Source organism: Salinarimonas chemoclinalis, from assembly GCF_041514305.1.
Taxonomy (GTDB): Bacteria; Pseudomonadota; Alphaproteobacteria; order Rhizobiales; family Beijerinckiaceae; genus Salinarimonas; species Salinarimonas chemoclinalis.
In genome coordinates this window covers 238,924-259,288 of record NZ_JBGMWH010000003.1, presented here as the reverse complement: position 1 = coordinate 259,288, position 20,365 = coordinate 238,924, and the positions used below count along the sequence as shown (strand labels likewise).

Annotated in this window: 20 protein-coding genes; 8 read left to right on the top strand and 12 right to left on the bottom strand. The window is 72.8% G+C overall.

Going from position 1 to position 20,365, the window contains the following annotated elements; translation table 11 throughout:
- Positions 1 to 61: 61 nt before the first annotated feature.
- The 5 genes from AB9M23_RS08445 to AB9M23_RS08425 form a co-directional block, all read right to left on the bottom strand.
- Complete coding sequence (locus AB9M23_RS08445) at positions 62 to 1,075, bottom strand: adenosine kinase (RefSeq protein WP_372424080.1); 1,014 nt, start codon at positions 1,073 to 1,075, stop codon at positions 62 to 64.
- 8 nt (positions 1,076 to 1,083) lie between these two features.
- Entirely contained in the window at positions 1,084 to 1,596 is a 513-nt protein-coding gene (locus AB9M23_RS08440; RefSeq protein ID WP_372424079.1) for a helix-turn-helix domain-containing protein, read from the bottom strand.
- An 11-nt stretch (positions 1,597 to 1,607) separates the two neighbouring features.
- Positions 1,608 to 2,240 carry a Smr/MutS family protein gene (locus AB9M23_RS08435; RefSeq protein ID WP_372424078.1) on the bottom strand — a complete coding sequence of 211 codons (633 nt, stop codon included), beginning with the start codon at positions 2,238 to 2,240 and terminating at the stop codon, positions 1,608 to 1,610.
- Positions 2,237 to 3,394 (bottom strand): murein transglycosylase A, encoded by a 1,158-nt coding sequence (gene mltA, locus AB9M23_RS08430; RefSeq protein WP_372424077.1) that lies wholly within the window; start codon positions 3,392 to 3,394, stop codon positions 2,237 to 2,239. Before mltA ends, AB9M23_RS08435 begins: the two co-directional genes overlap by 4 nt.
- Before the next feature lie 101 nt (positions 3,395 to 3,495).
- Positions 3,496 to 4,197: a Tim44/TimA family putative adaptor protein gene (locus AB9M23_RS08425; protein ID WP_372424076.1), complete on the bottom strand. Its 702-nt coding sequence runs from the start codon at positions 4,195 to 4,197 to the stop codon at positions 3,496 to 3,498.
- A gap of 360 nt (positions 4,198 to 4,557) precedes the next feature.
- Here AB9M23_RS08425 and secB point away from each other — a divergent pair, with 360 nt between their 5' ends.
- From secB to AB9M23_RS08410, 3 genes are all read left to right on the top strand, one after another.
- On the top strand, positions 4,558 to 5,118 hold the full coding sequence (secB, locus tag AB9M23_RS08420; protein WP_372424075.1) for a protein-export chaperone SecB: 561 nt from the start codon (positions 4,558 to 4,560) through the stop codon (positions 5,116 to 5,118).
- Positions 5,119 to 5,254: 136 nt separating this feature from the next.
- A complete protein-coding gene (gene mscL / locus AB9M23_RS08415) occupies positions 5,255 to 5,731 on the top strand; it encodes a large conductance mechanosensitive channel protein MscL (protein WP_372424074.1) in 477 nt (158 codons plus the stop codon).
- 468 nt (positions 5,732 to 6,199) lie between these two features.
- Positions 6,200 to 7,348, top strand: coding sequence for a type III PLP-dependent enzyme (locus AB9M23_RS08410; protein WP_372424073.1), 1,149 nt, complete (start codon positions 6,200 to 6,202; stop codon positions 7,346 to 7,348).
- A gap of 37 nt (positions 7,349 to 7,385) precedes the next feature.
- Here the strand turns inward: AB9M23_RS08410 and AB9M23_RS08405 are convergent, their stop codons facing one another.
- Together AB9M23_RS08405 and AB9M23_RS08400 are read right to left on the bottom strand one after the other, a co-directional pair.
- Positions 7,386 to 9,386, bottom strand: a complete 2,001-nt coding sequence (locus tag AB9M23_RS08405; RefSeq protein ID WP_372424072.1) for a putative bifunctional diguanylate cyclase/phosphodiesterase — start codon at positions 9,384 to 9,386, stop codon at positions 7,386 to 7,388.
- 169 nt (positions 9,387 to 9,555) lie between these two features.
- Entirely contained in the window at positions 9,556 to 10,086 is a 531-nt protein-coding gene (locus AB9M23_RS08400) for a cytochrome b (protein ID WP_372424071.1), read from the bottom strand.
- A 161-nt stretch (positions 10,087 to 10,247) separates the two neighbouring features.
- Here AB9M23_RS08400 and AB9M23_RS08395 point away from each other — a divergent pair, with 161 nt between their 5' ends.
- The 3 genes from AB9M23_RS08395 to serA all read left to right on the top strand — a co-directional run bounded on the left by AB9M23_RS08395 (position 10,248) and on the right by serA (position 13,863).
- A complete protein-coding gene (locus AB9M23_RS08395; RefSeq protein WP_372424070.1) occupies positions 10,248 to 10,724 on the top strand; it encodes a MarR family winged helix-turn-helix transcriptional regulator in 477 nt (158 codons plus the stop codon).
- Between the two features lie 155 nt (positions 10,725 to 10,879).
- Positions 10,880 to 12,052, top strand: a complete 1,173-nt coding sequence (locus AB9M23_RS08390) for a phosphoserine transaminase (RefSeq protein WP_372424069.1) — start codon at positions 10,880 to 10,882, stop codon at positions 12,050 to 12,052.
- Between the two features lie 206 nt (positions 12,053 to 12,258).
- Positions 12,259 to 13,863, top strand: a complete 1,605-nt coding sequence (serA, locus tag AB9M23_RS08385) for a phosphoglycerate dehydrogenase (protein WP_372424068.1) — start codon at positions 12,259 to 12,261, stop codon at positions 13,861 to 13,863.
- A gap of 24 nt (positions 13,864 to 13,887) precedes the next feature.
- Here the strand turns inward: serA and AB9M23_RS08380 are convergent, their stop codons facing one another.
- Positions 13,888 to 14,262, bottom strand: a complete 375-nt coding sequence (locus AB9M23_RS08380) for a hypothetical protein (protein WP_372424067.1) — start codon at positions 14,260 to 14,262, stop codon at positions 13,888 to 13,890.
- 239 nt (positions 14,263 to 14,501) lie between these two features.
- Here AB9M23_RS08380 and trmB point away from each other — a divergent pair, with 239 nt between their 5' ends.
- Positions 14,502 to 15,239: a tRNA (guanine(46)-N(7))-methyltransferase TrmB gene (gene trmB / locus AB9M23_RS08375; RefSeq protein WP_372424220.1), complete on the top strand. Its 738-nt coding sequence runs from the start codon at positions 14,502 to 14,504 to the stop codon at positions 15,237 to 15,239.
- A 97-nt stretch (positions 15,240 to 15,336) separates the two neighbouring features.
- Positions 15,337 to 17,538 carry a transglycosylase domain-containing protein gene (locus AB9M23_RS08370; RefSeq protein ID WP_372424066.1) on the top strand — a complete coding sequence of 734 codons (2,202 nt, stop codon included), beginning with the start codon at positions 15,337 to 15,339 and terminating at the stop codon, positions 17,536 to 17,538.
- On the opposite strand, the gene AB9M23_RS08365 is transcribed toward AB9M23_RS08370, so the two are convergent.
- The 4 genes from AB9M23_RS08365 to AB9M23_RS08350 form a co-directional block, all read right to left on the bottom strand.
- Positions 17,532 to 18,746 (bottom strand): multidrug effflux MFS transporter, encoded by a 1,215-nt coding sequence (locus tag AB9M23_RS08365; RefSeq protein WP_372424065.1) that lies wholly within the window; start codon positions 18,744 to 18,746, stop codon positions 17,532 to 17,534. The two genes, AB9M23_RS08370 and AB9M23_RS08365, sit on opposite strands and share 7 nt — an antisense overlap.
- A gap of 113 nt (positions 18,747 to 18,859) precedes the next feature.
- Positions 18,860 to 19,333 carry a hypothetical protein gene (locus AB9M23_RS08360; protein ID WP_372424064.1) on the bottom strand — a complete coding sequence of 158 codons (474 nt, stop codon included), beginning with the start codon at positions 19,331 to 19,333 and terminating at the stop codon, positions 18,860 to 18,862.
- The gene (locus AB9M23_RS08355; protein WP_372424063.1) at positions 19,302 to 19,454 is read right to left on the bottom strand and encodes a hypothetical protein; all 153 of its coding nucleotides are present in this window, start codon (positions 19,452 to 19,454) and stop codon (positions 19,302 to 19,304) included. The genes AB9M23_RS08360 and AB9M23_RS08355 overlap by 32 nt, the downstream gene beginning before the upstream one ends.
- A gap of 147 nt (positions 19,455 to 19,601) precedes the next feature.
- Positions 19,602 to 20,309, bottom strand: a complete 708-nt coding sequence (locus AB9M23_RS08350; RefSeq protein ID WP_372424062.1) for a transglycosylase SLT domain-containing protein — start codon at positions 20,307 to 20,309, stop codon at positions 19,602 to 19,604.
- Between the last annotated feature and the right edge of the window lie 56 nt (positions 20,310 to 20,365).

The following is a 20,365-nucleotide window of genomic DNA, read 5'->3' as shown; positions in this document are numbered from 1 at the left end:
CCTCTGCCGGTGTCCCGAGAGCCAGGCGGCCTGCGTGGCGTCCGCGAGACGCCGGTGCCCGTCACCCGAGCAGCCCCTCCGCCTCGGCCATCTCCCTCAGGCTGCGCTGCGGGCGCGCGCCGATGTGGGAGATCACCTCGGCCGCGGCCATGGCGCCGAGGCGGGCGCTGGCGACGTGGTCGAGGCCGCGGGTGAGGCCCGCGAGGAAGCCGCCGGCGAAGAGGTCGCCGGCGCCGGTGAGGTCGACGATGCTCTCGGGCGGGTAGGCTTCGACGGCGCGCGTGCCCGCCCGGCTCACGATCAGCGAGCCGCGCTCGGAGCGCGTCACCACGGCCAGGAAGTCGCGGTCGGGGTGGCCCTCCTCGCGCAGGGCGGCGACGGCGGTGTCCTCGTCGGCGGTCTCGTAGAGCGCCTTGAGCTCGTGGATGTTGGCGAACAGGATGTCGAGCGCGCCGGTGCGGGCGAGGTCGAGGAACTCGGCGCGGTAGCGGTCGACGCAGAAGGAATCCGAGAGCGTCAGCGCCACCTTGTTGCCGGCGCCGTGGGCGATCTCCACCGCCTTGCGGAAGGCCTGCTTCGCCGCCGGCGGATCCCACAGGTAGCCCTCGAGGTAGGTGATCGCCGCGCCCTTCACCGTCGCCGCGTCGATGTCGTCGGGCGTCAGGTTCTGGCAGGCGCCGAGGTAGGTGTTCATCGTCCGCTCGCCGTCCGGCGTCACGAGAATGAAGGAGCGCGCCGTGGCCGGCCCCTCGGGGGCGGCGTAGGCGGTCTCGAAGCGCACGCCGGTGGCGTTCATGTCGTGGCGGTAGATGCGGCCGAGCTCGTCCTCTCGCACCTTGCCGATGAAGCCCGCGCGTGCGCCGAGCGAGGCGGCGCCCACCGCCGTGTTCGCGCCCGAGCCCCCGGAGATGATCGCGGCCTGGCCCATGCGGGCGTAGAGATCCTCGGCGCGGGCCTCGTCGATGAGGTTCATCGAGCCCTTGTGCAGCTTCTCGGAGACCAGGAAGGCGTCGTCGGTGTGGGCGATCACGTCGACGATGGCGTTGCCGAGGGTCAGGACGTCGAGCTCGGGCATGGATATCCTCAGTTGCTGTCTTCGTCGGGCGACGGGGCGCGGAGCCGGTCGGGGGAGCGGGACCGCGCAGGGTTAGACCCGCTCGCGACCGGCCCGTCAAGTTCCACCGCCGCATCGAGCGTTGCAGGAATGCCATCCAGGATCGCGAGCATGGCCGCGACCCGGTCCGCGTCGAGCGCGCCGATCTCCCGCGCGAGGCGGTTGGCCAGCAGCATCGCGTCCGGCCCGGCGCCCGCGGCGGGAATGCGCGGGGCGGGGTCGGAGAGTTCGGCGAGGCGCTGGAGCTCGTCCGCCTCGTCCCAGATCACGCCGAAGTAATGGATCGTCCCCTGGACGAGCGTGAAGGTCGGGCGCCCCCGCTCGCCGCGCTCGAGCGCCGAGAGATAGGCGCTGGAAACGCCCAGATGCGCCGCCATGTCCTTGAGCTGGAGCCCGCGCGCGGCGCGCAGCCGGCGCACCCGCCGGCCGAAGGGGGTGAGCGCGCGGGCGTCGGCCTGCGGATCGCGGGAGCGGCGCGCCACGGGCGCCTCCCTCAGCGCCCGTCGCGGCGGCGGAGCCGCACGTAGAGCGCGCCCTCCCCGCCGTGATGGTGCGCCGCGGGCTCGAACCCCAGGACGAGGCCGCGAATTCCGGGCTCGGCGAGCCAATGCGGCACGAGCCGGCGCAGCACGCCGCGTTCCTCGAAGAGCGCGGCGGAACCCACGTCGCGCCCGGGCGCGCCCTTGCCGGTGATCACGAGCACGATGGCGTGGCCCTGCGCGGCGGCCCGGTGCAGGAAGCCGTGGAGCGCGAGATGCGCCTCGCCCTGGCGCATGCCGTGCAGGTCGAGCGTCGCGTCGGGGCGGCGCGAGCGCCGGGAGAGCGCCGTGCGCTCCTTGCGGGCGAGCTTCGCGAGCGGGGGGATCGGCGGCGGGGGCGGCGGCGTCGGGCGATAGGGCGCCGCGGTCGGGGCGTGGGGCTTCGGCGGGACGCCGGGCGGCCGCGGCGGGGCGGATCTCGCTCGGGCGACCTTCGGTGGCGCGGCGGTGGCGGTCTCGGGCACCGTCGGCGGCGGAGCGGGTTCCGGCGGGACCGCCTTGCCGGGCAGCGGCTCGACGTGGCGCACCACGTGGCGCCACAGGAGCCGCTCCTCCTCCGTCAGCTCGCGCCGGCGCCGCGAGGTCATCGCGGGGCCTCCCCACCGGGACGCTCCGTCGCGGGGCGCGGCAGCAGGACGACGAAGTCCGTCGCGTGCCGGATCAGCCCCGCGCGCGTCCCCGCCCGCGCGCCCGAGCCGACGAACCAGTCGCCCCGTGCCGGGCCGAGGATGGCCGAGCCCGTGTCCTGCGCCACCATCAGCCGGGCCAGCGGACGCTCGACCCCGTCCGCGTCCGGCAGCGCGCCGGAGAGCCAGAACGGCAGGCCGTAGGGCCACAGCCCGCGATCCACCGCCAGCGAGCGCCCCGGCGTCAGCGGCACGCCGGCGCCGCCGATCGGGCCGAGGGACGGGTCGTGATCGGACAGGATCGCGAAGAAGATGTAGGAGGCGTTCTCGCGCATCAGCGCGCGGGCGGCGTCGGGGTTCTCGCGCAGCCAGCCGAGCAGGCGCTCGAGGCTCATGGCGTCGCGGTCGATCGCGCCGCGCTCCACCAGGAGCCGCCCGATCGAGGTATAGGGATGCCCGTTGCGCCCGGCATAGCCGACCCGCAGCACCCGGCCGTCCTCCAGGAGGATGCGCGCCGAGCCCTGAACGTGCACGATGAAGGCCTCGCCGGGCTCCTCCAGCCAGACGATCGGCGGCGCGGCGTCGTCGAGTGCGCCCTCCTCGATCCCGGCGCGCGTCGGCACGGGCCGGAAGCCGCCGGTGTCGTCCTTCAGCGCGGCGCGCAGGGCGGGGTCGACGCCCGGGCGCGTCTCGCCCTCGGCGAGGGTCACGAGGTCGACCGGCCGCGCCCGCAGCGGCGTCGCGAAGCGGGGCGTGCGCACGAGCGAGCCCGCGAGTTCGGGCTCGTAGTAGCCGGTGAGGAAGCCGCGGCCCGAGGCCGGGATCACCCGGTGTGGGACGAAGGCGCGCTCGAAGAAGGCGCGGGCGTCGGCGGGCGGGACGGCGAGCGCCGCACGGCAGGCGGCGAGGAGGTCGACCCCCGCCGCGGCCGCCGGCCTCAGGGCGGCGCGGCCGTCCAGGATCGGGCCGCAGGAGACGCGCAAGGCGGCGAGCGCGGCGGCGTGGTCGTCGTCCGCCCAGCCGGGGAGGTCCCCGTAGGCGACGGGCTCGAGCCGGGCGCCGCCGATGTCCGACGCGGCGGCGCGGGCGCCTGCGGGATGTGGGCCGAGCGCCATGGCGGCACCGAGGGCGAGCAGGAGTGCTAGGAGGAGCGCTGGGAGAGGTGCCGGGAAGAGTGCGGGGAAGAGTGCGGGGAAGACTGCACGCGGCGCTCCCCTCATTGCCCCGCTTCGGTCGCGACGAGGTGCCAGTTCGGGTCGCGCGCGCCGAGCTGGCGGGCGAAGGTCCACACGTCCGTGACGTCGACGACCTGGTCGGCGGAGCCCTCGACGACGTCGCCCGCGGCGGAGCGCGTCACCGAGATCAGCTCGGAGACGATGCGCACCGTGATCTGCGCGGTCTTGCCCTTCACCTCGGCGGCGGTCACCTCGGCCTTGTCGATGGCGACGAACGTGGTCTCGGCCTTCTCCCCGCGGGTCTCGCGGTCGGTGATCGCCGCCTCGAAGCCTTCGTAGACCTCCTTCGACAGGAGATCCTTGAGCGTCTTGCGGTCGCCCGCGGCGAAGGCCGTGACGATCATCTCGTAGGCCATCTTTGCGCCCTCGAGGAACTCCCGGCCGTTGAAGGCGGGCTCCTGCCGGGCGATCTCGTCGAGGCCGGCGGTCACCTCGGCGCCGGGCGCGGAGATACTCTTCCAGCGGTCCGGGGAGGCGGGGGCGCCGGCCGCGCCGTTGGGCAGGCGCACCACGTTGTCGCCGCCGGGACGCCCGCCGCGGGGGCCCGACGCCTCGCGCCGGAACGGATCCTGCGGCGGCTTCTCGTTCCCGGTCTTGGTGCCGAGCACGGAGCGCAGGCGCCAGATCACGAAGACGGCGAGTGCGAGGAAGATGAGCGTCGTGAGGTCGAATGACTCTTGCATCGTCGGTCCGGCCTGGAGTTCCCGGGAAGCGGGCTTCGGTCGCGGGCGCGGCGGCGACGATCGTCCCGCCGCACCGCGCCCTCGTTCGCATATGGGCAACGAGCGTCGTAACATCCACCCATCGTCGCGACAAGGAGCGTGCGATCGCGGCTTTTTTCCGCGTCGACGGTCGGCCCGCGCCGCGAGCATCGCGGACCGGCGGCACGCGTCGACGGTCGGGCGCGGGGGCCCGGGCGCTCGCCCCACGCTTGTTCCCTCGCGCGAAGCGTGCTAGCGCGCCTGCCATCGAGGCCGGCGGGGGCTCCCGCCCGCCTTTCCGCGCCCGGCCGGGCGCTCACGCAGGAATTCGGAGATTTCCCGATGGCCGACACCCCGGCGACCAACGGCGCCCAGAACGGCGGCGCCCCGAACGGCGGGGGCGCGAGCGCCGCGCCCTCCCTCAACGCGCTCGCGCAGTACACCAAGGACTTCTCCTTCGAGAACCCGACCGCGCCCCGCTCGCTGGCGCCGCAGCAGGCCCAGCCGAAGATCGGCATCCAGGTCAACGTCAACGCCAAGCAGATGAGCGAGACGGACTACGAGGTCGAGCTCAAGCTCGACGGTGACGCCAAGACCGACGACCTGGTGATGTTCAAGTTCGAGCTGAACTACGCCGGCGTCTTCCGGGTGCTCAACGTCCCCAAGGAGCAGCTCCACCCGGTCGTGATGATCGAGTGCCCGCGCCTGCTCTTCCCCTTCGCCCGCCAGATCGTGGCGGACGCGGTGCGCAACGGCGGCTTCCCGCCGCTCTACATCGACCCGATCGACTTCGTCGCGCTCTACCGCCAGCGCGCCGCCGTCGCCCAGCAGGCGCAGGCGGCCGCGTCCGGCGGCGCCGCGCCGGGTGGCGCGCCCGGCGGCGAGGGTCCGCAGACGGCCTGACCGCGCCCGGCCGCATCGCCCGAACGCCCCCGGACGCGCCCCGTCCGGGGGCGTTCGCACGTCTTGCCGCTTTACGAAGCGTGGCCTTCCCGCGTAACCCTGTGGCGGATCAAACAGGGGAACGGGGGAGCCGGCCATGGCGATCATCGACGAGTTCAGGACCTTCGCGCTCAAGGGCAACGTGGTGGATCTGGCGGTGGGCGTCATCATCGGCGCCGCCTTCTCGCGGATCGTCTCCTCGCTCGTCGAGGACGTGTTCACGCCGCTCATCGGCGTCGTCACCGGCGGGCTCGACTTCTCGAACTACTTCGTCGCGCTCTCGTCGGAGGTCACGGCGACGTCGCTGGCCGCGGCGCGCGAGCAGGGCGCGGTTCTGGCCTACGGCGCCTTCATCACCGCGACGATCAACTTCCTCATCGTCGCCTGGGTGCTGTTCTTCGTGATCCGCGCCGTCAACCGCCTGCGCGCGCGCCAGGAGGCGGAGGTCGCCGCCCCGCCGGAGACGCCCGCGGAGCCCGCGCTTCCGGCCGACGTGAAGCTTCTCGCCGAGATCCGGGACATCCTCGCCGACGGCCGCGAGAAAATTTCGCGAACCACGCCAGAAAGCCATTGATCCCGAAGGGAATCGGCATTACGTACGCCCTTGCCCAATTTCGCACGTGCCTGTGGTCGCGTGCCGGTCGGTGGGCATCCGGGCAAGAGACCGGACAGCCGCCCGAGGGAGACTTCCCTCGACACCCCTGACCGGCAGCCGGAGGCGAAACCGGCGCACTCCGCCCTCAGCGGGGAACGCGACTTAAAGCAACGACGACACGGGCTTTTTTGGTCTCGATCGGCCCTCCAAAGGTCGGTCACCGAAGAGGCTTGTCTCATCATTGCCGGGCGTGCGGACGGGTCATCCCGCTCCAATCCATGGCAGCACGTCGGGTCGCTCCGTCGTTCGCGCGTTCGCGTCTCCAAAGCGCGCTCGCCCGTCGAAGCGGCGTCCCATCGAGCTTGCGCGACCTCGGGCGAGGTCGCGATCGTGTTCAATCGGTGGCCGCACGCAACGGCCGCCCGCGAGCCTATGGGGGAGAGCGCCATGACCGAGCGCATCCGTGAGTTCCTGCGCCGCCGCCGCGAGGACGGGCCCTGCCTCGTCGTCGACCTCGAGGTCGTGCGCGACAACTATTCCAAGTTCGCCCGCGCCCTGCCCGACACGCGCGTGTTCTACGCCGTGAAGGCGAACCCGGAGCCCGCGCTGCTGGCGCTCCTGGCCGACCTCGGCTCGTGCTTCGACACGGCCTCCGTCGTCGAGATCGAGCTGGCGCTCGGTGCCGGCGCGACGCCCGACCGCATCTCCTTCGGCAACACGATCAAGAAGGAGCGCGACGTCGTGCGCGCCCTCGAGCTCGGCGTGCGCCTGTTCGCGGTCGACTGCGAGGACGAAGTCGAGAAGATCGCCCGCGCCAAGGCCGCCACCGGCGCCGAGGACGTGCAGGTGTTCTGCCGCATCCTATGCGATGGCGCCGGCGCCGAGTGGCCGCTCTCGCGCAAGTTCGGCTGCGAGCCGGAGATGGCGGTGGAGGTGCTGGAGCACGCCCATCGCGTCGGGCTCGAGGCCTACGGCGTGTCCTTCCACGTCGGCTCGCAGCAGGGCAACACCGGGGCCTGGGACCAGGCGCTCGGCTCCGCCGCCGCGATCTTCCGCGCCCTGGCGGACAAGGGCATCCACCTGTCGATGGTCAACCTCGGCGGCGGCTTCCCGACGAAGTACCTCAAGGACATCCCGGCGGTGGAGGCCTACGGCCAGTCCATCTTCGAGGCCCTGTCGCGCCACTTCGGCAACCGCATCCCGGCGACGATCATCGAGCCGGGCCGCGGCATGGTCGGCAACGCCGGCGTGATCGAGGCGGAGGTGGTGCTGGTGTCGCGCAAGAGCCGCTCGCAGGACGAGATCCGCTGGGTCTACCTCGACATCGGCAAGTTCGGCGGCCTCGCCGAGACGATGGACGAGTCGATTCGCTACCCGATCCGCACGGACCGGGACGCGGACGCGGTCGCGCCCTGCGTGCTCGCCGGGCCGACCTGCGATTCGGCCGACGTGATGTACGAGAAGACCCCCTACCCGCTGCCCGTGTCGCTCTCCGTCGGCGACAAGGTGCTGATCGAGGGCACGGGGGCCTACACGACCACCTACGCCGCCGTGGCCTTCAACGGGTTCCCCCCGCTCAAGAGCTACGTCATCTGAGGAGACGCCGGCGCCGGGCACGCGGTGCCGGCGGCTCTCAGGCGAGCGGCGGGCTCGCCCGCCGACGCTCCGGCCCGCGCGTCGCTCCGTCGGCGTCCGGTCGACGGAGCGTGCGCGCGTGTCGGCCCAGGTACCCCGCGACGTCCTCCGGTGCGAGGGGCACGGCGAAGAGATAGCCCTGGCCGACGTCGCAGCCCATGCCCTCGAGGATCGCGCGCTGCCGCGGCGTCTCGATGCCCTCCGCGACGACGCCGAGCGAGAGGCCGTGGGCGAGGCCCACGATGCCCGACACGAGGGCGCGCGCGCCCGCGTCGCCGTCGATGCCCTCGACGAAGCTGCGGTCGATCTTCAGGCGATCGACGGGGAAGCGCTTGAGATGGGCGAGCGAGGCGTAGCCCGTCCCGAAATCGTCGAGCGCGATGGCCACGCCCATGCCGCGCAGCCGCTCCAGCGTCGCGACGATGATGCCGGCGTCGCGATCGAGCAGCACCGTCTCGGTGATTTCGACCTCGAGCCGGCTCGCCGGGAGGCCGTGGCCGGCGAGCACGCCCGAGACGAGGTCGACGAACCCGGCGTCGCGCAGCTGCGCGGCCGCGACGTTGACCGCGATGCGCCCCGGCTCGAGCCCCGCGTCGACGAGCGCGCGCGTCGCCGCGAGCGCCTTGTGGAGCACGGCGGCACCGACCGCGCCGATCAGGTTGGCGTCCTCCGCCACCGGCACGAACAGGCCCGGCGGCACGAAGGCGCCGGCCCGACGCCAGCGGGCCAGGGCCTCGAAGCCCGTGTGGACCCCGTCGGCGAGGGACACCTGCGGCTGGAGCGCGACGCCGATCTCGTCCGCGGCGAGGGCCTCGCGCAGGCCCGTGACGAGGCCCTGGCGGCGCGCCTCGCGCTCCCCCAGCGCCGGCGCGTAGACCCGTGCGGTGCCGCCCGGCGCCTCCGCCCGCGGCGCGCCGGCCCGGCGCTGCGCCTTGACGTCGTAGAGGGCGAGGTCGGCGGCCTTGAGCAGCGCCCGCGCGTCCGCGCCGTGCTCGGGGAAGAAGGCGCAGCCGACGCTCGCGCGCGGGAACAGCGTGCGCCCGGGCGTCTCCACCGGCCGGCCGAGCCGCTCCAGCACCCGCGCGACGAGCCGCTCGAGCGCCGCCCGCGAGCCGATGCCCGGCATCAGGATCGCGAACTCGTCGCCGCCGAGCCGCGCGGCGACGTCCGCCGGCCGCAGCGCCGCGGCGAGCCGATGCCCGATCTCGCGCAGGAGCGCGTCGCCCACGTCGTGGCCGAAGGCGTCGTTCACGCCCTTGAAGCCGTCGAGGTCGAGGATCGCGAGCGCCCCCGGGCGGGCGCGCCGTCCCGGCCCGACGAGGCGCTCGAGCCGCTCGCCGAAGGCGGCACGGTCGAGTAGCCCGGTCAAGGGGTCGCGCTCCGCGCGCTCGCGCACGGCGATCTCGGCGCGCTTGAGCGCCGTGACGTCCGCGCCGACGCTGACTCGGTGGCCGCTCGGCGAGCGGCGCTCGCGGATCTGCAGCCAGCGCCCGTCCGCGAGCCGCCGCAGCCGGCGCCTGCCGGGGCGGACGCGCTCGCGCATCACGCCGTCGAGCCAGGCCTCGAACGCCTCGGGGGTCGATCCGACGCCGACGAAGCGCCCCCGCGCCGCCGCCCGCATCACCACCTCGCGGAAGTCGAGCCCTTCGATCGCCGAAGCCGATCCGAGCCCGAGCAGGCGCCGGAAGGCGCGGTTGGACAGGACGAGCCGATCCTGCGGATCGAAGGCGGCGATGCCCGCGGGCACCGCGTCGATCACCTCGCGCAGCAGCGTCTCGGCCGCGGTGCGCCGGCGCACCTCCTCCGCGAGCTCCGCCATCATCGCATCTCGTGCGCAGAGCGGCGGCGGGGCGGCGATGCCGTCGCCCGTCGCCGCTGGCGCGGCGTCGTCGGTCCCCTCGACGGCCTCTCGCCCTCTCTCCTCGAAGAACCCCTCGACGACCGCCCGGATCGCGGCGCCGTCGACCCTCTCCGCATGCCGCTCGCGACGCGCTTTCATCAGCAACTCCCCGTACCGTGCAGCGCCCGTTGCGACCGTTTCGTAGTGGCACAGTTCGTAGGATGTCCGACTGATCTTTATCAAAGGTGAATTCACACCGCGGAAGCACGCGCCCGCGTCGAGGGCGGGCGCACGGCGGGTGTCGCCGGCGGCGCGACGCGGCGCCGGATCAGGCGGCGGGGCGGCGCCAGATCCGGCGGAGCGTCGCGTCCCGCAGGACCCAATGGTGGTAGAGCGCGGCAGCGACGTGCAGGGTGATCGCCGCCAGGATCAGCCGCGCCGCGAGACCATGCCCCGCCCGCGGCGGAAGCGCGGCGAGGTCCGGGAGCGGCGCCGCGCCGAACACCGCGACGGGCAGCCCGGAGAGCGCCGCCATCGCGATCCCGCTGACCAGGAGCGCGACGATCGCGACGTAGAGCGTGCGATGCGTCCATCGCGCGGCCGTCTCCTGCCAGGCCGGCAGGCCGCCGATCGGCGGCGGCTTGCGATCGAGCCGCCACCACCAGGCGAGGCGCACCACGGTGATCGCCAGGACCAGGAGCGCGGCGGGCAGGTGGATCCGCAGGGCCGCCACCTTCGTGGCGGCATCCTGCGCGAATCCCGACGCGAAGCCGCTCGCGATCAGGACGAGGATCAGGAAGGCGCTCGCCCAGTGGATCGCGATCGCCACGGCTCCGTAGCCGGTCTGGTCGCTCTTCATCGTCGTTTCTCCGCTCTTTCGGACTCGGGACGAACGGCCGCGGGAGGCGAGCGGACGGCATCGGTGCCGGCGGGGCACCGGCCGTTCGCCGTTGGATCCGCCTCGCGGCTGTTCGGCGTGCGATTCGATCGCTATGATCCTCTTACACGACCTTAGCTTACATGGCAATTATGACTACGACAACAAAATCCATCAGTGCGCCCCGCTCCCTGGGGCGCGCCCTGAATCTGGCGGCGGGCAGGGGCTCGGCGGTCTGCAACCGCCTTCTGGAGCCGCATGGGCTGAGCCTCGCGCAATGGGCGGTCCTGTCCTGCCTGTGGCGGAACGGGCCGCTCGGCGTGAAGGACATCGCGGAGCTGACGGGCAACGAACCCTCCGCCGCCTCCCGGATCGTCGACCGGATGGTCGCGGGCGCGCTCGTCGTGCGGCGGCCCGACGCGCAGGACCGCCGCGCCGTGATCGTCGACCTCGACGCGAGAGGCGAGGCGCTCCGGCCGCTGCGGGAGATCTACGAGGAGGTCAACGCCGTCCTGACCGCGGACCTCTCCGAGCAGGAGGCCGAGATCCTGTTCGACCTGCTGGACCGGGTCGAGCGGGCCGGGCGCGCCTGGCTCAGCGATCCCGGGAGCGGGGGCTGAGCGACGCCGCGCGGGGCGCGCCGGATACGCAATATTCGGTGACTTTCGGGTGACGGATCACACCCGCTTGACCCCGCCCGTGCGCTCGGCGCATACATGTCGGCGGGACACCTCTCCCCACCGAGAGGCGCCCATCTGGAAGGATGGAAACCGCGATGACACGTCACCACGCCCCCGAGGCGCGCCCGCGCGCGCCCTACTTCTCGTCCGGCCCCTGCGCCAAGCGCCCCGGCTGGAGCCTCCAGGCCCTGGAGAACGCGGCGCTCGGCCGCTCGCACCGCGCCAAGCTCGGCAAGTCCAAGCTCGCCCGCGCCATCGACCTCACCCGCTCCGTGCTGCGGGTGCCCGACGACTACCGCATCGGCATCGTCCCGGCCTCCGACACCGGTGCCGTCGAGATGGCGATGTGGACGATGCTCGGCGCCCGCGGCGTCGACATGCTCGCCTGGGAGAGCTTCGGCGAGGGCTGGGTGACCGACGCGGTCAAGCAGCTCGCGCTGGACGATGCGCGGGTGATCACGGCGGACTACGGCTTCCTGCCCGATCTCGCCCAGGTCGACGCCGCCAACCGCGACGTGGTCTTCACCTGGAACGGCACGACGTCGGGCGTGCGCGTGCCGAACGCCGACTGGATTCCCGCCGCGCGCGAGGGCGTCGTGATCTGCGACGCCACCTCGGCGGCGTTCGCGCAAGCCCTCGATTGGGAGAAGCTCGACGTCGTCACCTTCTCCTGGCAGAAGGTGCTCGGTGGCGAGGCAGCCCACGGCATGCTGATCCTCTCGCCCCGCGCGGTGGCGCGCCTCGAGAGCTGGAAGCCCCCGCGCCCGCTGCCGAAGATCTTCCGCCTGACCAAGGGCGGCAAGCTGATCGAGGGCATCTTCGCGGGCGAGACCATCAACACGCCCTCCATGCTCGCCGTCGAGGACTATCTCGACGCGCTCGAATGGGCCGAGTCCATCGGCGGGCTCGACGCCCTGATCGCGCGCGCGGACGCCAATGCCGGCGTCATCCACGAGTGGGTGGCGCGCACCGACTGGGTGGCGAACCTGGCGCGCGATCCCGCCACTGCCTCGAACACCTCCGTGTGCCTGATGATCGACGATCCGGAGATCGTCGCGCTGGGCCAGGACGCCGTCGCGGCGCTGGCGAAGAAGATGGTCGCGCGGCTCGACGCCGAGGGCGTCGCCTACGACATCGGCGCCTATCGCGACGCGCCCCCCGGGCTTCGCATCTGGTGCGGCGCCACCGTCGAGCGCGCAGACCTCGAGGCGCTCACCGCCTGGCTCGACTGGGCCTTCGAGCAGGAGAAGGCCACCCTCGCCGGCTGATCTCGTCCCTCCCCGTCGGGGAGGGGACGGTTCGCGCAGCGAACCAGGGGTGGGGTCCGTCGCCGGCATCCGCTTCGCGGATCGCGCCTTCGGCGCGCCCCATCCGTCACGCCGCTTCGCGGCGCGCCACCTTCCCCTACAGGGAAGGACAGGGCCGCCGTCGGACGCGCATCTCGACCGTCATTCCATCCGAAGGAGCGCCGCCCATGCCCGCGTCCTCGTCCGCCCCCCGCGTCCTCGTCTCGGACGCGCTCTCCCCCGCCGCCGTGAAGATCTTTCGGGATCGTGGCGTTCACGTCGATTTCCGTCCCGAGCTCGGGAAGGACAAGGAGGCGCTGGCCGAGGCCGTCGCCGACTACGACGGCCTCGCCATCCGCTCGGCCACCAAGGTGACGCCCAAGCTGCTCGAGCGCGCGACGCGTCTTCGGGTGATCGGCCGCGCCGGCATCGGCGTCGACAACGTCGACATCCCCGCCGCGACCGCGCGCGGCGTGATCGTGATGAACACGCCCTTCGGCAATTCCATCACCACCGCCGAGCACGCCATCGCCATGATGTTCGCCCTCGCCCGCCAGATCCCGCAGGCCGACGCGTCCACGCAAGGAGGCAAGTGGGAGAAGAACCGCTTCATGGGCGTCGAGATCACCGCGAAGACGCTCGGCGTCATCGGCTGCGGCAACATCGGCGCCATCGTGGCCGACCGCGCCATCGGCCTGCGCATGCGGGTCGTCGCCTACGACCCCTTCCTGTCGCCGGAGCGGGCGCTCGAGCTCGGCGTCGAGAAGGTCGAGCTCGACGAGCTGCTCGCGCGCGCGGACGTGATCACGTTGCACGTGCCGCTCACCGACCGCACCCGCAACATCCTCTCGCGGGAAGCCCTGGCGAAGACGAAGCCCGGCGTGCGCATCGTCAACTGCGCCCGCGGCGGCCTCGTCGACGAGGCGGCCCTGCGCGATATGCTCGACGAGGGCCGGGTCGCCGGCGCGGCCTTCGACGTGTTCGCGCAGGAGCCGGCGACCGAGAACCCGCTCTTCGGCCATCCCAACGTGGTCTGCACGCCGCATCTGGGCGCCTCCACCACCGAGGCGCAGGAGAACGTGGCGCTGCAGGTGGCCGAGCAGATGTCGACCTACCTGCTCACGGGGGGCGTCGAGAACGCGGTGAACTTCCCCTCGATCTCGGCGGAGGAGGCGCCGCGCCTCAAGCCCTTCGTGGCGCTCGCCGAGAAGCTCGGCTCGTTCCTGGGCCAGCTCACGGAGGCGCCGATCAAGGGCGTGCGCATCGAGTACGAGGGCGCGGTCGCGGGCATGAACACCCGCGCGCTCACGGCGGCCGCGGTGACCGGCGCGTTGAAGCCCATGCTCCAGGACGTCAACATGGTCTCCGCCCCGATCGTGGCGCGCGAGCGCGGCATCGTGATCGAGGAGATGACCCGCGAGAACCCGCAGCGCGACTACGAGAGCCTGGTGCGCATCACCATCGACGCCGAGGACATGCCGCGCTACGCGTCGGGCACCGTGTTCCACGACGGAAAGCCACGCGTCGTCGAGATCCGCGACATCGACGTCGACGCGGAGTTCGCGCCGCACATGATCTACGTGCGCAACGCCGACGAGCCGGGCTTCATCGGGGCCTTCGGCTCGCTGCTGGGCGCGGCGGGCGTCAACATCGCCACCTTCTCGCTCGGCCGCGATGCGCCGGGAGGTGACGCGATCTGCTTCGTCTCGGTGGACCAGAAGCCGTCCGCCGAGCTGCTGGAGCGCATCGAGGCGATCCCGCAGGTCAAGCGGGCGCGGGCGATCGCGTTCTGATTCGAAGGGCCGCCCAGGCCGCGCTCACTTCGGCGCGGCCTGGACCGGCACTCGGTGCTGGCCGTCCGCGTCGTAGACGACGAGTTCCGCGATCGCCTCGGCGGCGACGAAGGTGGTGGAGACCTGGAACGGCTTGAAGGCGGGCAGTCGGACCTCGGGCTGGAAGAACAGCAACGCGAACTCCGGCGGGAAGATCGTCAGCTGCGACTGCACCAGCTTCGCCTCCATGTTGAAGCTCGGCAGGCTGCCCTGGGCGGTCAGCTCGACCACGGAGCCCGTCTGGCTGGCCATGTAGGTGCCACGCCCCTTCACCCACCGACCGATGTCGCCTCCTGCGCTGGTGACGCTCTGCGCGTCCTCGCCGGCCGCCCGAAACGGCCACGGAATCTCACCGGACATCGTCTTCCCTCCCTTCGACCGCCGCCTGCGTTCGGCTCCAGCCGAGCGAGAACACCGGATTGAGTTTAATACAACATAAAATAGAATATCGGCAGCGTCAACTCGGATCGCTCAGGCATGGTCGCAGGCTGCGTCTCATGCATCCCGGTCGGCGGACCTGTTCTCGCGGCGCGGAGCCGTATATGGCTCGGCGCCGCCGCACCCGCGGCGCCGAGCCGGACGAGACCATGACACGCGAGATGCCCACCGCCGAGACGCCGGACACCTCCGAGGCGAACGCCTTCTTCGGGCGACGCAAGGGCAAGCGCCTGCGCCCGGGCCAGGAGGCGCGGCTCGCGACGCTGCTGCCGCAGCGGCTCCTGCCCGACCCGCGGACCGACCGCGCGGCCTACGCCGATCTCGCGGCGCTGTTCCCGCATCGCCCGGAGCGGATAGTGCTCGAGATCGGCTTCGGCGGCGGCGAGCATCTCGCCCACCGCGCGCGGGAGGATCGGGCGGCCGGGTTCATCGGCGTCGAGCCCTTCGTCAACGGCATGGCGAAGATGCTCGCCGCCATCGACGAGGACGACCTCGCCAACGTGCGCCTGTTCGACCAGGATGCGGCGCTCCTCCTGCCGGCGCTGCCCGACGCCTCGCTCGAGGCCGTGTACCTGCTCTATCCCGATCCGTGGCCGAAGCGGCGCAACCGCAAGCGCCGCTTCGTCTCGCTGGCCACGCTTTCCGAGATCGCCCGCGTGCTCGAGCCCGGCGGGACCTTCCGCTTCGCCAGCGACATCGACGACTACGTCGGCTGGACGCTGGTGCGCGCCGCGGCCGAGCCGCGCCTCGCCTGGACGGCGCGCACCGCCGACGACTGGCGCACCCCCTTTCCGGGCTGGCCGGGCACGCGCTACGAGGCCAAGGCGATCCGCGAGGGCCGGGTGCCGAGCTATCTCGGCTTCGTGCGCGTCGACGCCGATGCGGGAGCGGGCCGGTAACGTTCATGTCCCGTTAAACCGCCACAATCTATCCCTTTGACGAGGTCCGCACACGGGGGCGGCGCGTCGCGCCGTGCCCGCGAGACGCGAGGGCGGCATGGACGAATTCGACCGAGGACGGCGGGGGCGGCGCGAGCCGACCTTCGACATGCCGACGGCGGACGCGCTCGACATCCGTCTCTCCCCGCGCGACCGCGCCGGAGGAGGCAACGAGATGGCCCGAAAGCCCGCCCGCGGCCGCAGCGGCGCCAAGCCGTCCTCGGCGAGCGCCGTGAAGGCCCCGCCCCGTCGCGGCGCCGCCGCGCCGGTCCGCGCCGGCGGCCGGCCCGCCTCGCGCGGCGGATCGGGCCGCGGCCGCGGCGGGCGGCCGCGCCGGCGGCGCTCGCTGCTGGGCCACCTCGTCTACTCGACCTTCGTGCTCGGCATCTGGGCGATGATCGCGGTGGCGGGCGTGGTCGCCTGGCACGCCACCCAATTGCCGCCGATCGACCAGCTCCAGGTTCCCAAGCGCCCGCCCAACATCGCGGTCCTCGCCGCCGACGGCACGCTGCTCGCCAACCGCGGCGAGACCGGCGGCTCGAACGTGCCCTACGAGGAGCTGCCGGACCATCTGCCCGCCGCCTTCGTGGCGATCGAGGACCGGCGCTTCTGGTCGCACTGGGGCGTCGACCCGCAGGGCGTCGCCCGCGCGCTCGTGACGAACCTGCGCGGGGACAGCGGCCTGCACGGCGGCTCCACGCTGACCCAGCAGCTCGCCAAGAACCTGTTCCTGACCCAGGAGCGGACGATCTCGCGCAAGATCCAGGAGGCGATCCTGGCGCTGTGGCTGGAGCGGACCTACTCCAAGGCCGAGATTCTCGAATTGTACATGAACCGCGTCTATTTCGGCGCCGGCGCCTACGGCGTCGAGGCGGCGGCGCGGCGCTACTTCGACAAGTCCGCGCGGGACGTGACGCTCTCGGAGGCGGCGATGCTGGCGGGCCTCGTGCAGCAGCCCTCGCGGCTCGCGCCCACGCGCAACCCCGCGGGCGCCAAGGCCCGCGCCGAGGTCGTTCTGCGGGCCATGCGCGAGGAGGGGCTGATCGGCGAGACGGCCCTCGTCACCGCGCTCTCGCGCCCGGCCGAGGCGGTTCGGCCGGAGGGCAGCGGCACGGCGAACTACGCGGCCGACTACATCATGGACGTGCTCGACGACTTCGTCGGCACGGTGGAGGAGGACATCGTGGTCATGACCACGATCGTGCCCCGGGTGCAGGCTGCGGCGGAGCGGGCGCTGGGCGCCACGCTCGCGGAGGAGGGCGGCACCTTCGGGGTCTCGCAGGGCGCGGTCGTGACGATGCGGCCGGACGGCGCCATCGTCGCGCTCGTCGGCGGCAAGGACTACCGGGCGAGCCAGTTCAACCGCGCCACCCAGGCCAGGCGCCAGCCGGGCTCCGCCTTCAAGCCGTTCGTCTACCTCGCCGCGCTGGAGGCGGGCCTGACGCCGGACACGATCCGCGAGGACCGCCCGGTGACGATCGGCAATTGGTCGCCGGAGAACTTCTCGCGCGATTTCCGCGGGCCGGTGCGGCTGCGCGAGGCGCTGGCTCTGTCGCTCAACACGATCGCCGCGCAGCTCGCCGCAGAGGTCGGGCCGCGCGAGGTCGTGCGCGTGGCCCAGCGGCTGGGCATCGCCTCCCCGATGGATCCCAACGCCTCGATCGCGCTCGGGACGTCCGAGGTGACGCCGCTCGAGCTCACCGGCGCCTTCGCCGCCTTCGCCAACGGCGGAGAGGGGGTGATTCCCTACGTCATCTCGGAGATCCATTCCGCCGAGGGGCCGGTGCTCTACCGTCGCGGCGACCTCTCGCTCGGACGCGTGATCGAGCCCGAGCACGTGGCGATGATGAACGCCATGATGCACGAGACCTTCACCATGGGCACCGCCCGGCGTGCCGCGCTGCCCGGCTGGGCCGGAGCGGGCAAGACCGGCACGAGCCAGGAGTTCCGCGACGCCTGGTTCGTCGGCTACACCGGCGCGCTCGTCACCGGCGTCTGGATCGGCAACGACGACGGCACGCCGACGCGCCGGGCGTCGGGCGGAAACCTGCCCGTGATGGTGTGGAGCCGCACGATGGAGGCGGCGCTCTCCGGCGAGACGCCGGTGGCGCTGCCCGGCGGTGGCGTCTGGCAGGGGCCGGCCCCGCTGTGGAACGCGCCGATCGCCCAGGCGCCGGCGGCGCCGCCGGCGAATGAGAACTCCGATTGGCAGCGCCCGACCGAGCCCGGCTTCATCGAGCGGATCTTCGGGATCTACTGAGGCGCGGCCCGGCGTGCGCCGCGCGAGAGCACGAAGACGCCGCAGCCCATCAGCCCGAGCGCGGCGACGGCGCCCGGCAGGGCGAGCGGCGTCGTCGCCACGGCGGCGCCGAGCCCGATGCCGACGATCGCCGCGATCGACATCTGGCAGATGCCCATCAAGGAGGACGCCGCGCCGGCCCGCTCCGGGAAGGGCTGCATCGCGGCGGCCATGGATTGCGGCATGGTGAGCCCCACGCCCACAGCGTAGAGCGCCATCGGCAGCGTGATCTCGAGCGACGAGCCGGTGCCGGCGAGCGCGAGCGCCAGCATCGCCACGCCGCCGGCCGCCTGCGCGGCGAGGCCCACGACGATCGTGCCGTCGAGCCCGCGGCCCGGCACGAGCCGCTGCGCCAGGATCGTGCCGCCGATGTAGCCGACGACCATCGTCGCGAAGGAGAAGGCGAAGGCGAGCTCCGAGAGGCCGTAGATGCCCTGGAGCACGAAGCTGGAGCCCGAGATGAAGGCGAACAGGCCCGAGTAGGTCAGCGTGTTGAGCGCGACGTAGACCCGGTAGGTCGGGTGGCGCAGGAGGTCGCGGAAGCCGCGCAGGATCGAGACCACCGAGAGCGGCGTCGGGTCGCGCGCGCGCAGCGTCTCGGGCAGAGCGAGGGCGACGACGACGGCGAGCGCGAGCGCGCCCGCGGCGCTCGCGCCGAAGATCGCCCGCCAGCCCAGCGCGGCGAAGATCAGGCCGCCGAGGATCGGCGCGATCGCCGGCACGAGGCCCATGATCGTGCCCATGCGCGAGAGTTCGCGCCCCGCCCGCGGCCCGTCGTAGAGATCCCGCACGATGGCGCGCGCCAGCACGATCGGCCCCGATGCGCCCAGCGCCTGCACGAAGCGCGCCGCCGAGAGCGCCTCGATCGTCGGCGCCAGCGCGCACGCGATCGTCGCCACGAGGAAGAGCGCGAGGCCCGCGGCCAGGAGCGGCTTCCGGCCCATCCGGTCCGACAGCGGCCCGTAGAGGAACTGCCCGCAGGCGAAGCCGACGAGGAAGGCCGACAGGGTCGCCTGCGTCTGCGGCGTGGTGGCGTCGAGCGCCCGGGCGATCGCCGGCAGCGCCGGCAGGTACATGTCCGTCGACAGCGGCCCCAGCGAGGTGAGCATCGCGAGCGTGGCGGTGAGGCCGAGCGTGTCGGGGCGCAGGAGGAAGCGGGTGGGGCGCATGCCTTCGCTGTACAGCCTCGCGCGGCGGCTGTCTCGCGCGGGCTGGGCAGGGGCGTCGGGACCGGGCGTCGGTCAGGGGGCGTGGGTGCGCAGGACGGAGGCGGAACCTCTCGTCAACGCGCGAGCTCCGGTCCGACCGAGAAACTGATCGGCAGCCCGAACCCCATGATCGCGGCGATACCCACGACGGCCGCCAGAATGCCCGTGAAGACGAAGGTCGCGGCGAGCGAGACCCAGAACGAGGCCCAATTGCGACCCTGCAGTGCCCGTCGGAGGATGTGGGGCTCCGCTTCCGCGATGGCCGTCTCGCCGACCGCATTGAGGATCTGGCCGGCCCTGGCGAGATAGGACCGCAGGACCTCGTCCGTCTGCGTTGCGGCGTGCGAGCGCAGGTCCGCTTCCGACGGTGCCCGCCCGTGAGCGCGGCGGAACTGCGTCACCCTTTGCCGTTTGCCGCTCTTGTAGAGGTAGTACGCGAGCGCAGCGGCCGCTGGGTTCGCGGCCATGGCATCCAGGGTCTCGAAGGTCGGATTGTAGTAGCCGTCGTCAGGAAGGTCAGGCCGCGTCGTGGCGCTCGCGGACGACATCGAAGCTCCCTCTTTCGATCTCCGCGATGGCGCGACCGACCTCGCGCCCAGCGACGTCCAGCAGCCGCCGGGAGGCGATCTCGTCGAGATGCGTCGCGAGGCGCCCGTCCGGCAGCAGCACGCGACCGCGTCCCGCACCGCGATCGGCGGAGAACAACGCCGGTCTCGGAATGCTGGGCTGCCTCCTCATCCGCATCGACGTCTCCCTGCTGCGCGTATTCCGTCTACTCGTGTTCATTCATGACGTATCGATTGGCGATCGTCAACCTCAGCGCGCGATCGACAAGGCCGAGCTCGGCAGGCGGCTCTCGATCGCCCGCATGCGCTCCTGGTGGCGCCGCCACAGCGCGGCGTCGTAGCCCCCGCCCACGCCGCCGCCGCGCCGGGCGACGGCGACCGCCTGCGGGACCTCGGCGTCGGCGAGCGGCGAGCCGATCTCCTTCAGGTGGGCGATGGCGCGCACGCAATACGCCACCGAGCGCGCGCTCATGCGCGTCTCGCCGTGGCCGGCGCGGTACTTCATCAGCGCGGTGCAGAGGTCGCCGTCGGCGAGGCGCCAGGCCTGCGCCAGGTAACGCACGCCGTAGCGCACGTTGACCGCGGGCAGGCGCAACGCCGCGACGCTCCCGCCGAAGCCCAGCATGGCGGCGGTGCCGGGGCGCACCTGCATCAGGCCGACCTCGTCGAGCGCGCCGAGCGCCGCCGGGTCCCAGGCGCTCTCGACCGTGACCACCGCCTCGGCGAGCGCGACGGGGATGCCGTTGCGCTGCGCCTCCGCGTCGACGAGCGCGAGGTGCACCTCCCGGCCCTTCGCCGCGAACGCCTCCTCCAGCGTCGCCGCGAGCACGTCCTCGGTGGTGGGCGGCGAGGCGGCGGGCGGCGGCGCGGGCAGGTCGAGGGCGACGGCCGGCGGCATCGCCGACGCGACGCCGAGCGCGGCGCCGAGCAGCGTGGCGACGAGGCGCACGGAACGCATGAAAAACCCTCCCGGAAGCGATCGGCTCCCGGGAGGGTAGGCGGAGATTGCGGACG